Genomic DNA, 11,976 nt, shown 5'->3' on the forward strand with positions numbered 1-11,976 from the left:
GAGAAACCGGGTGGCCGGCTTTAGAGAAGTCATCTATTTTTTTGGAGGGGGAAGCAATGAAGAAGCGGGGATTGGCAGTGATCTGTTTGCTGCTGGCCGCGGCACTGCTGGCCGGCGGCTGCGGCGGCGGCAGTGCGCCTCCGGCGGAAACCAAAAAGGAAATCGTCATCGGGGGAATTATCGACTTGACCGGGCCCACCGGGGACGTGGGCAGTCCATTCCATGACGGCGCCCAAGCCTATTTTAAGTACTTAAACGGCAAGGGCGGCCTCGACGGCCATCCGGTACGTCTGGAGGCGATCGACTATGCGTACGAGATCAAGCGGGCCCAGGAGGCATACAACAAACTGGTAAAGAGCACCGGCGTGCCCGCCATCCTCGGCTGGGGCACGGGTGACACCGACGCCCTGAAGGGCTTTGTGGCCAAAGACGAGATCCCGTACCTGTCCGGTTCGTATTCCGAGTACCTGACGGATATCGAAGCCTGCCCGTACAACTTCGTGCTGGCGGCGAGCTACTCCGACCAAGCCCGCATTGCGCTGAAGTGGGCCAAGGATAACTGGCCGGAGGCCCGGGCGCCGAAGCTCTCGTTCGTGTACAACAACACGCCGTTCGGGACCTCGCACCTGGAAGACGCCAAGTCGTTCGCCCAAGAGTTGGGGTTTGAACTGGTGGGGGACGAAGTGCTTGACCTGCGCACGCTCGACGCCACCACGCAGATGCTTAATCTAAAAAACAACGGCGCCGACTTCGCCATCATCCAGGGGACCTCCAACCTGGCGGCCACGGTCCTCAAGGACGCCCGGAAGCTGGAGGTCCCAACGCAGTTCATCGGCCTGAACTGGGCGTTCGACGAAAAGATCGTGCAACTGGCGGGCGTCGCGGCGAACGGCTACATCGGCGTGGTGCCGTTTGCGTTCCCGGGCGAGGACGTGGCCGGCATGGCCGACATTAAGGCCTACCTGGAATCCAAGGGCAAAGGTTTCGGGGACGTCAACCAGAAGTTCGTGCAGGGCTGGATGTCCGCCATGGTGATGCTCGAAGGCGTGCGCCTCTCCGGCGGCGACTTCACCGGGCCCGGCATCCGCAAGGGTTTGGAAAGCTTAAGCGGCTTCGACCCCGCCGGTTTGGGGGCGCCGGTCACCTTTACGTCCGAGAGTCACCGGGGCAGTGTCCACGCCCGGCTGGCCCAAGTGCAGGACGGGGGTATGGTGTACCTGACCGACTGGATCAGTTACAAGTAGACGAACGGCACGCGGGACGGCGGAAAGCCCCACCGTCCCGCGGGTTTTTCACGAAGGGGTGGGGGTGGCCTTGCTGGTGCTGAACAACGTGGAAGTAATCTACGACCACGTCATCCTGGTCTTGAAGGGGATGTCCCTGACCGTCCCCGAGGGGAAAATCGTCGCCCTCCTGGGGAGTAACGGGGCGGGCAAAACCACGACCCTGAAGGCGATTTCCGGGCTGCTCAAGTCGGAGAAGGGTCAGGTCACCGACGGGTTCATCGAGTTCGACGGTGCGCGGATCAGCGGCTTGGATCCGGAGATTATCGTCCGCAGGGGTATTTTTCAGGTGATGGAGGGGCGGAGGGTCTTCGAGCACTTAAACGTGGAAGAAAACCTGATCGCGGGGGCGTACACCCGCCGCGACCGCAAGCATATCCGCGCCGACATCGAACTGGTATACGATTACTTCCCCCGGCTGCGCGACTTAAGACACCGTACGGCCGGTTATCTTTCGGGGGGCGAACAGCAGATGCTGGCCATCGGCCGTGGCCTCTTGGCGCGCCCCCGCCTGATGCTGCTGGATGAACCGTCTCTGGGGTTGGCGCCGCTTTTGGTGCAGGAGATTTTCCGGATCATCAAGCGGATCAACCAGGAACAAGGGACCACCATCCTGGTGGTCGAACAAAACGCGAACGTGGCTCTGGGGATCGCCGACTACGGCTACATCATGGAAGGCGGCAAAATCGTGCTGGAGGGCGAGGTTGGCCGGCTGGTGGACAACGAGGACGTCCGCGAGTTCTACCTGGGCCTGTCGGACGTCGGCAAGCGCAAAAGTTACCGGGACGTCAAGCACTACAAACGACGCAAGAGGTGGTTGTCTTGAATTCTCTTCCCAAGTTCGTGCATGCCGCCTACGCCAAATCGCCCGCGGTGCGGGAGATATTTGCGGCGGCGGGCCTTCGGCCCGAGGACATCCGGTCCCGCGCCGACTTGGACCGGGTTCCCTTGCTGCGCAAAAGCGAGTTGGCCGGAAGGCAACGGTCGGCCCCTCCTTTCGGCGGGTTCCTGACCGTGCCGGAAGGCGAACTGCAGCGTATTTTTGTTTCCCCGGGTCCGATCTACGACCCCGAGGGGTCCGGCCCCGACTTCTGGCGTTGGGGCCAAGCGCTCCGAGCTGCGGGTTTTGCTCAGGGGGATATCGTTTTAAACACGTTTTCGTACCACCTGACTCCGGCGGGCATGATGTTCGACAATGCCCTGCGCCGGCTGGGATGCACCGTGATTCCGGCCGGTGTCGGCAATGCCGAGCTTCAGGTCCAAATCATGCGGGAGACCGGAGTCACCGGTTACATCGGGGTGCCTTCTTTCCTCTACACACTGGTGAAGAAGGCGCAGGAACTGGGGTGCCGGGGCGATATCCGGTTGCGCAAAGCCTGGGTGGCCGCCGAAAAACTTTTGGAGGGGTTGCGCTCTATTTTGGCTCAGGAGTTCGGCATTGAGGTGTTCCAGGGATACGGCACGGCTGATTTGGGCTGTGTGGCTTATGAGTGTCCGGCGCGGAGCGGTTTTCACCTGGCCCAAGGGGTTATCGTCCAGGTGGTTGATCCGGAGACGGGTCGGGCGCTCACGCCCGAACAGCCCGGCGAGGTGGTGGTCACACTGCTGGAGCCCACCTACCCCCTGCTTCGTTTCGGCACCGGGGATCTGGGGGCGTTGACGAATGCGGCCTGCCCCTGTGGTCGGCCGGGCGAGCGGCTGACCGGCATTTTGGGCCGCACCGCGGACGGGGTCAAGGTGAAGGGTCTTTTCCTGTACCCGCACCAGGTCGAAGAACTGCGGTCCCGGTGCGCCGGGGTCCGGTTTCTTCAGGCCCAAATCAGCCGGGTGGATTTTCGCGATGTTCTTACCTTGAAGATCGAACTGGAGCCGGACCGGGACGCCGCCGGGGCGTCGGCGGCGGTAGCCCGGCAGGCCAAGGAAATACTGAGATTCACCTGCGGGGTGGAAACAGTGCCGACCGGAACCTTCAGTGAGGCCGACCGCAATATCCTGGACACTCGCACCTGGGAATAGCCCCCCGAAAATCTCGCCACTGTCCGCCATCGACGACTTCTGCCGCCAGGCCCTTGACTCGGGTTTGGCGGAAATCCGCTTTGCGCCGCATGTTGGGGCCGGTCCCGTCCGCAAAGGCGTTGCCGGATTGGTGAGGCGGCCCGGGAAGCCGCATTCCGTAGGCGATCATGCCTGGTTGGAACCGTATTTCCGGGACCTCTTTTTTTGTCGGGTCCGACGCGTACCGTCGGCCCGAACCGGCATCCGGACCGGACAGAGCGCAAGAGCAACCAGATAAACGCAAAGCTCTTAGACAGCTACTTTTCGCCGACGGCACGTGGTGCTGTTGGACAAACCTAGAAACGCGGGAATAGAATAGAATTCAGGAGGCGACAGGCATGGCGAAGCGTAACGGCCAGGCGGTCAGGCGGTACCGGGAGGGCAACATTACGGCGGCTTTCGGTACGGACCTTTTCATCCACGGGGTAACCTTCGTGCCCAGCCTGTTGCTGAGATCGTACCGCCAGATGGGCGTGAGCGAGTCGGAAATGATGCTCCTTTTGCACCTTTTGCGCCTGCGGATTGAAGATAAGGAATTGTGCCCGCCGGCGGCCGTTCTCGGCGAGTTTTTGTCCGGGGGTCAGGTCCAGGCGGAGCGCGACCTGGAGAGCCTGCTGGAGAAAGGTGTCATTGCCGTTACCCAGTACTTTCGCGAGGGTGATCAGAGGGTAACCGAAGGGTACGATTTCGAACCCTTGTTTGAAAGACTCTCGGAGGCTTGGGCCAGGAGCAAGGTGCACGAGATCGAACTGACCCAGAGTCTGTTGGAGAGTGGAAAGACCGGCGCCGGATTGGCGGACCGCGAACTGGGCCGGCTGTACACCGAGTTTGCGGGGGAGTTCGGGAGACCGCTGTCCCCGATTGAAGCCGAGCAGGTAGCGCGCTGGTATTCAGGGCTTGGTCCGTCCCTGGTCCGGGAAGCCCTGCGCCGGGCGGTGCTGATCGGCAAGCACAATTTCAAGTACATCGACAGCATCCTGTTGACCTGGTACAAGAACAACCTGCGGACCATCGAGCAGGTGGCGGCTTTTGAACAGGAGTTCCAGCAGCGCCGGAGCGAGCGCAAACCCAAGAAAGCGGGCGCCGAAACCCGCAACCGGGAGAAGGAAAAGGCACTCATCAAGGGCCTGTACATGAGCTAAGGAGCCTTTTAACATGCCGGCCTGCAACATCTGTGGCGACCGGGGCATTTACATAGCGGCCGGGGCGGCGCATACGTGCCGGTGCGCGCAAGAGCTGGCCCTCTCGCACCAGCTGAAGGCGGCCCAACTCACACAGAGCTTGCGGCGGCAGACTTTCGACCGGTTTGGGCTGCACTACTACTCCTCCGAACAGGCCGACGGGGGGCGAACGTACCGCGAGACGGCTCAAATCGCTCTCAGGGCGGCGCGCACCTTCGTGGAAAAGGCCAAGGCCGGGCCGGCCGCCGATGGGCTTCTGTTTACCGGACGGGTGGGTACGGGGAAGACCTTTCTTGCTTGTTGCATCGCCAACGCTTTGCTGGACGCTCACGTTCAAGTCCTCTTTCTGGTGGTTCCGGACTACCTGGACCGGATCCGGTCCACCTACGACCTGGAAAGGCCCGGGTACACCGAGCTGGAGCTGACGGAGGCGGCGAAGTGGGTGCCGGTCCTGGTTCTTGACGACCTGGGCGCCCACCACTACACCGAGTGGGGCCGCCAGAAGCTTTATTCTTTGGTGAACCACCGCCTGAACCATCAGCTCCCGGTGGTGGTCACCACCAACGTGAGCCTGGAAGACCTGGAGGAATACCTGGGGGAGCGGACAACATCCCGCCTTTTCCAGTTGTGCCGCCCCTACCGTCTCCTGACCGACGTCGACATCCGCATTTCCCGCCGCCTGAATCCCGAAGAGGCCGCCGGCAGATAGAAGTGAGCCGCAAAAACCACCCGGAAGCTCCCCTTGAAAACTCCGGCATAGGCTTGCGGCGCACGCCTCCCCGGTTATATTTCGCACGCCCACATGGATATAATTAACTGTGCAGCCGTTAAATGGCTGCATACTGGTGCATTGGACAATGCACAATACGTTTTGCGGAAGGAGGAGACAATGAGAGCAATATATGTAAGCATCCTGATCCTGGTTCTGGCACTGGGGGCCGCGTTTTCGCCGGCGTCGGCGCCGGCGTCGGCGCACGTCTATTACACGGTGCGAAACGGGGACACACTCTACGACATCTCCCGGCAATACGGCATTTCGGTCGGTGTGCTGAGCGCCGCCAACCGCCTGCGGGGAGACCTGATCGTGCCCAACCAGGTGCTGGTAATTCCCGAGCACGTTCTCCGCTATACCCGCGGCAATATTTGCCACGAGGAACTGACGCTCCTGGCGCGGATCATTCACGCCGAGGCGCGGGGGGAGAGTTTTGCCGGTCAGGTGGCCGTCGGAGCGGTGATCATGAACCGCTTGGCCAGCCCCGACTTTCCTAAAGATTTGCGGAGCGTAATCTTCCAGCGAAACGCCGACGTCTTTCAGTTCTCACCGGTCGGTGACGGTTCGATCGCCCTCACACCCGACGAACAGGCGTTTCAGGCGGCGAGGCAAGCCCTTAGGGGAATCGACCCCACTCAGGGGGCGTTGTTCTTCTACAATCCGAAGCTGGCCAATGACGCCTGGATTAGGACGCTGCCGGTGATCACGACCATCGGGAACCATGTCTTTGCCACAAAAATTTAGGAGCGCCCGCGGGCGCTTTTTTTTTGGCATAAAAAGGACTGCCGCGGCCGGCAGCGAAAAGGCTATAAACTGTCGGATCCAGGTGTAGGCTACTGGTAGTATAAGCGGGAAGGTGACCGGTTTGGAGAACTTATCCGCTCTTTTCAATCCGGCCTCCATAGCGATTATCGGCGCTTCCGGCAAGCCGGGCAAGATCGGCAATATCATTTTGAAAAACGTCATTGCCTCGGGTTATGGCGGGCGGATCATCCCGATCAACCCGAGGGAGCAGGAAATCGAGGGCTATCCCGCTTACGCGTCGATTACCAAGGTCCCCGGCGCCGTCGAGGTGGCGGTGGTCGCCGTCCCTGCCGCCGGAGTCCTGCCGGTCGTTGAAGAATGCGGGCGTGCCGGGGTGAAGCACCTGGTCGTGATCAGCGCCGGTTTCAAGGAAACGGGCGCTCTTGGCCTGGAGCGGGAGAAAGAGCTGACGGCGGCGGCCAAAAAGAACGGCATGCGGGTGGTAGGACCGAATTGTGTGGGCATAATGGACACGCACACCCCCCTGAATGCTTCGTTTGCCGCCGGCTTTCCGGGCCGGGGGGAAATCACCTTCATTTCCCAAAGCGGCGCGATGCTGGTGGCGATCCTGGATTGGAGCCTGATCACCGGCCTCGGCTTCAGCAAGTTCATCAGTCTGGGCAACAAGTCGGACCTGAACGAGGCCGATTTTGTCAACGCGGTCGCCGACGACTCCACGACCAAGGTTATCCTTGGTTACATCGAGGACGTGGCCGACGGCCTGCGTTTTCTGGAAGTGTGCAGCCGGGTCAGCCGCAAGAAGCCGATTGTGGTCTTAAAATCCGGAACCAGTCAGGCCGGGGCTCAGGCGGCTTCCTCCCACACCGGGGCGCTGGTCGGCACCGACCTGGCCTACGAAGTCGCCTTTCGCCAAGCCGGGGTGATCCGGGTGGCGACAATGGCCGAACTATTCGACTTGGCGGCGGCCTTCGCCCACCAGCCCGTTCCGAAGGGGGACCGGTTGGCCATCGTGACGAACTCCGGCGGCCCCGGGATTGTGGCCACGGACAGCGCGGAGCGGCAGGGGTTGACCATCGCGCGGTTCAACCGGTCGACCCTGGAAGCGCTGCGGGCGGAATTGCCGCGGGAGGCGAACATCTACAATCCGGTCGACGTCCTGGGAGACGCCCGGGCCGACCGCTACCGCTTTGCGCTGGAGCAGGTGCTGGCGGACGAGAGCGTCGATTCCGCCGTCGTCCTGGTCTGCCCGACCGCCACTGCGGAACCGGCGGAGACCGCGAGGGCGATAGTGGAAGTCGCCCGGCGTTTTCCCGGGAAGCCCCTCTTCGGAGTATACATGGGCGGTGAAAGCCTGAAAGAGGGTGTCGATATTCTTGGCGCGGCCGACATACCGTGCTACACCTTTCCGGAAACGGCGATCGGCGCCATGAGGGGGCTGGCCCAGTACGCCCGGTTAAGGAACGCTCCGGCCGCCGAAGCGCTGCCGAAATTCGAGGGTGTGGACCGGGAGCGGGTGGCGGAGATTTTTCAGGCGGTGAAAGAGGACAACCGGCTGGTGCTCCTGGGCAGTGAAGGAGCGGCGGTGATTGAGGCCTACGGCATACCGGTGGCTCCCACCAGGTTGGCGACCAGGGCCGAGGAGGCGGTCGCCGCGGCGGAGGAAATCGGTTACCCGGTGGTGCTGAAGGTGGCTTCGCCGAAAATAATCCACAAGACCGACATCGGGGGAGTGCGGATGGGCCTGGACACGCCCGGCGAGGTGATGGCCGGCTTCTGGGCGGTGATGAGCAACGTGCAGCGCTCGTTGCCCAATGTCATCCCGCACGGAATCGAGGTCCAGCGCATGGCGCCCAAGGGCACGGAGGTCATCATCGGGATGAGCCGGGATGTCCACTTCGGCCCCTTGATCGCGTTCGGCCTAGGCGGCATCTACGTGAACCTGCTGGAGGATGTCTCCTTCCGGCTGGCCCATGGGCTTACCCGGGCGGAGATCGATAAGATGATCATGGAAACCAAGGCCTTTACGCTGTTGCGCGGTTACCGCGGCCAGAAACCGGCCGACATCGGCGCTTTGGCCGGTATTGTCGCCCGGGTGGCCCAGTTGGTCGTTGATTTTCCGGAAATCACGGAGATGGACATCAATCCGGTGTTCGCATATGTGTCGGGAGCGCAGGCCCTGGACGTGAAAATTACCATTTCGTGAGGTGGCGAACAGTGAAGAGCCTGTACTTGATCGGTACCCCCGGAAGCGGAAAAACGGCGGTGGCCCTGGGACTGGTGCTGAAACTGCGCCAGGAGGGGTTTAATCCCGGATATTTCAAGCCTGTCGGCAGCACGGCCGGGGTGTTGCACCCGCGTGACGAGGACGGCGTACTGATGAAAACGGTCCTGAAAATGGCCGAGGACCTGGAGACCATAGTCCCGCTTACGGCGGGCAACTTCTATGTGTCCGGGTACGGCGAGCCCCAGGAATGCCGGGACCGGGTGTTTGCGGCGTACCGCTTGATCGCCGGCCGGTACGACCCGGTGATTATCGACGGTACCAGTTTTCCGTGGGTGATGGCCACTTTCGGCCTGGACGCGGTGAGCATCGCCGACGCGGTCGGCGCCGGCATCCTGTGCACCATGCGGATCAGAAACGACTTTGATTTCGACCAGACGGTGTTTTATAACCGCTACATCCAGTGCAAGGGCCTGAACCTGGTGGGGAACATTTTCAACAACATTCCGCGGCCGATGCTGGCGAAGACCCAGGGGGAGTACGCCAACTTGCTGGAGTCTTCCGGTTTCCGCTGGCTCGGGGCGATTCCCCACCGGCGCGAAATTCACGCGCCGACCGTGGCCGAATACCACGATGTCCTGGGCGGCGAGCTTCTAGTCGGCGGGGACAGACTGGAGCTTTTGGTCGAGGACGTGCTCATCGGGGCGATGACGATCGACAGCGCTCTGGATCACCTGCGGCGCGGCCTGAACAAAGCGGTGATCATCGGGGGTGACCGGGCGGACTACGCGCTCGCGGCCCTCGAGACGAGCACGTCGGTACTGATCCTCACCGGCGGCCTGTATCCGCATCTCAATGTGATCACCAGGGCCAAGGAGAAAGGGGTGCCGGTGATCCTGGTCCACTACGACACCGTCACGACCATTGAGCGGCTTTCGGCGGTGGCCCGGCGTATCCGGCCCGGTGACGAAAAGGCGATTGCGCTGGCGCGGGAGAACATTGAGCAGTACTGCGACTGGCAGAGGATTATTGAACTTCTGGAGGCGTAAGCCTCGGTTTTGGGCCGGAAAAGAGCGGCAATCCCACCCTGGAAATCGGGTGGGATTTTTTGTTTGGTCTCCCGGTATATTGGACACCCCCGGTCATATATATATAGTGTTAATGCCCGATTATGGAAAAATATTCTTCCCAATGGGATTCACCCCGGGGGGGATGCGTTAGGGTTGAGTAAAGCTCTGGACAACGAAGGCCGGATACCTTGAAATTCAAAGGGGGGAAGCAAGGAATGGAAAGAATAGACATTTTCCGTGATATCGCCGAGCGTACCGGGGGTGACATCTACATCGGGGTGGTCGGGGGCGTGCGTACCGGCAAATCCACGTTCATCAAAAGGTTTATGGAACTTTTGGTCATCCCGAACATCAAGGACATCTACGACAAAGAACGGGCCCGCGACGAGCTGCCGCAGAGCGGCGCCGGCCGCACGGTGATGACCACCGAACCCAAGTTTGTTCCCAACGAGGCGGTGGAGATCCTGGTCGGGCAAAACGTCAGATTGCGGGTGCGCCTGGTCGACAACGTGGGTTACCGGGTGGAGGGAGCCCTGGGTTTTGAAGAAGACGAAGAGCCCAGAATGGTGACGACGCCGTGGTTTGAAGAACCGATCCCGTTCATGGAAGCGGCTGAAATCGGCACGCGCAAGGTGATCACCGATCATTCCACCATCGGCCTGGTAATCACCACTGACGGGAGCATTACGGACATCCGGCGGGAAAACTACGTTGAAGCCGAGGAGCGGGTCATTGACGAGCTGAAGCAGTTAAAAAAGCCCTTTTTGGTGATCCTGAACACCACCAAACCGCACGCCCTGGATACGCAACACCTGGCCGGGGAGTTGCAGGCCAAATACGACGTGCCGGTACTGCCGCTCGACTGCCTGGAAATGAGCCAGGGCGACGCGGTCACCATCCTGGAGGAGATCCTGTACGAGTTTCCGGTGACCGAAGTCAGAGTCGATATCCCGCTGTGGGTGGAAGAACTGGATTCATTGCATTGGCTGCGCGAGCGGTTTGAGTCGGCCGTCCGGGAGGCCGTCCGGCGGGTAAACCGGGTCCGGGACATCCAAGAAGCGACCGACCTCCTGGCGCAGCAGGATTTCGTAGACGAAACCACCTTGCGGGACCTGAACATGGGTACCGGTTGGGCCTTGGTGGAAGTGAAGGCCCGCCCGAACCTGTTCTACGAAATCATCACCGAGCAGACCGGATTCCAGGTCGCCGGGGAACAGGACCTGTTCCGCTTGACGAGGGACCTGGCGGTGGCCAAGCGGGAATACGACAAAGTGGCCGCGGCCCTCCACGAGGTACGGGACACCGGTTACGGCGTGGTCACACCGAGGCTGGACGAGATGAATCTCGAAGAGCCGGAGCTGATCCGCCAGGGCAACCGTTTCGGGGTGCGCTTGAAGGCCAGTGCTCCGTCGTTGCACGTGATCCGGGCCGACATCACCACCGAGATCACCCCGATTATCGGCACCGAGAAGCAGTGCGAGGAACTGGTCCGGTATATCCTGAACGAATTCGAGGACGACCCGAAGAAAATCTGGGATTCGGAAATCTTCGGCAAGTCCCTGCACGATCTGGTGCGGGAGGGTATCCAGAACAAACTGCACCGGATGCCTGAAAACGCCCAGGTAAAGCTGCAGGAGACACTGCAAAGAATAGTGAACGACGGCAGCGGCGGCCTCATCTGTATCATCATCTAAAAGTGTCTGTCCGGGAAGCGTTTTGGTGTGAAACAAGAAACCCTTCTCTTTAAAAAAGAGAAGGGTTTCTATTTATAAGAGCCCGTAATGGCCGGCGCTCCGGCCACCACGCATCCCTTCACAGCCTGCGGCCACCTTTTGGCGACCACGGACCGTTGCGGAACCCGTGATGACCTTTGCTCGACCAAAGTGTTTGCTTTAAGAGCTGCCGACAGCCTCTCGACCATCAACAACCCTATACTCTGAATAAACTGAGTTGTCGGCAAACACTTTGGTCTTAGCCTCGGACGAATGATTTCCCTTCGAGAAACCATCCGCCCTTACCTCCGGCCGATACCAAGCCACTTGACCTGACATCGGCCTTCGGTTCGATCACCGCCGAACCTTTCGATCCGGCGGTGATCTTAGGCTCGGCCACTACGGACCCTTGACTTGTAGTATAACCATCGTCCGGTTGATTATCAGTCCCGCCGCCTGCCATATTCTAACGGTTTAAAGAGTATTTTGCCAATACTGAATAAGTCATTTAGTTGTTATTAATGACGGACTTAATGTGCATACTAGTGAAAACAATTCTGAAGGAGGAAAAACGGATGGTCATCAGTACGCCGGCTTCGCTGACCGAGTATTTTGTGCAGGTGGATCACCGCCTGCCGCCGGAAGCGACCAGGGTGCTACGTGCGCTGGGCGAACAGGGGCGCATGAACAAAGAGGAGCTCTCGCTGACCTCCCGCGTGAAACGGGCGGTGCTGGATCACATCGTGATGCAGCTCTACGCCCTCGGCCTGGTGGATGTTACCGCGGAAGGGAAGAGCAAGATCTGCAGCCTGACCAAGCTGGGCTGGGAATTCATCGATCTGAAGGAAGAGCACCTGCTCCAATAGTCGGGGCTCAGGAGCGGGCCGGGCTTGTAAACCGACCTCCGGGCAATTATA

At 60.6% G+C, this 11,976-nt stretch carries 10 protein-coding genes; all 10 read left to right on the forward strand.

Annotation, left to right across the window (positions count from 1 at the left end; all coding sequences use genetic code 11):
* Positions 1-56: 56 nt before the first annotated feature.
* A complete protein-coding gene (locus AB1402_00615) occupies positions 57-1,244 on the forward strand; it encodes an ABC transporter substrate-binding protein (protein ID MEW6540102.1) in 1,188 nt (395 codons plus the stop codon).
* A gap of 70 nt (positions 1,245-1,314) precedes the next feature.
* Positions 1,315-2,109 carry an ABC transporter ATP-binding protein gene (locus AB1402_00620; GenBank protein MEW6540103.1) on the forward strand — a complete coding sequence of 265 codons (795 nt, stop codon included), beginning with the start codon at positions 1,315-1,317 and terminating at the stop codon, positions 2,107-2,109.
* A complete protein-coding gene (locus AB1402_00625) occupies positions 2,106-3,299 on the forward strand; it encodes an AMP-binding protein (protein ID MEW6540104.1) in 1,194 nt (397 codons plus the stop codon). Before AB1402_00620 ends, AB1402_00625 begins: the two co-directional genes overlap by 4 nt.
* 377 nt (positions 3,300-3,676) lie before the next feature.
* Complete coding sequence (locus AB1402_00630) at positions 3,677-4,480, forward strand: DnaD domain protein (GenBank protein ID MEW6540105.1); 804 nt, start codon at positions 3,677-3,679, stop codon at positions 4,478-4,480.
* Positions 4,481-4,493: 13 nt separating this feature from the next.
* Positions 4,494-5,228 carry an ATP-binding protein gene (locus AB1402_00635; protein MEW6540106.1) on the forward strand — a complete coding sequence of 245 codons (735 nt, stop codon included), beginning with the start codon at positions 4,494-4,496 and terminating at the stop codon, positions 5,226-5,228.
* Between the two features lie 180 nt (positions 5,229-5,408).
* Positions 5,409-6,035, forward strand: a complete 627-nt coding sequence (locus AB1402_00640; GenBank protein MEW6540107.1) for a cell wall hydrolase — start codon at positions 5,409-5,411, stop codon at positions 6,033-6,035.
* A 121-nt stretch (positions 6,036-6,156) separates the two neighbouring features.
* A complete protein-coding gene (acs, locus tag AB1402_00645; protein ID MEW6540108.1) occupies positions 6,157-8,259 on the forward strand; it encodes an acetate--CoA ligase alpha subunit in 2,103 nt (700 codons plus the stop codon).
* Positions 8,260-8,270: 11 nt separating this feature from the next.
* The gene (locus AB1402_00650; protein ID MEW6540109.1) at positions 8,271-9,326 is read left to right on the forward strand and encodes a DRTGG domain-containing protein; all 1,056 of its coding nucleotides are present in this window, start codon (positions 8,271-8,273) and stop codon (positions 9,324-9,326) included.
* Positions 9,327-9,562: 236 nt separating this feature from the next.
* The gene (gene spoIVA / locus AB1402_00655) at positions 9,563-11,041 is read left to right on the forward strand and encodes a stage IV sporulation protein A (protein ID MEW6540110.1); all 1,479 of its coding nucleotides are present in this window, start codon (positions 9,563-9,565) and stop codon (positions 11,039-11,041) included.
* Positions 11,042-11,634: 593 nt separating this feature from the next.
* Positions 11,635-11,925: a transcriptional regulator gene (locus AB1402_00660; GenBank protein ID MEW6540111.1), complete on the forward strand. Its 291-nt coding sequence runs from the start codon at positions 11,635-11,637 to the stop codon at positions 11,923-11,925.
* Positions 11,926-11,976: the final 51 nt, after the last annotated feature.

The organism is Bacillota bacterium (assembly GCA_040757205.1).
GTDB lineage: Bacteria > Bacillota > Desulfotomaculia > Desulfotomaculales > Desulforudaceae > Desulforudis.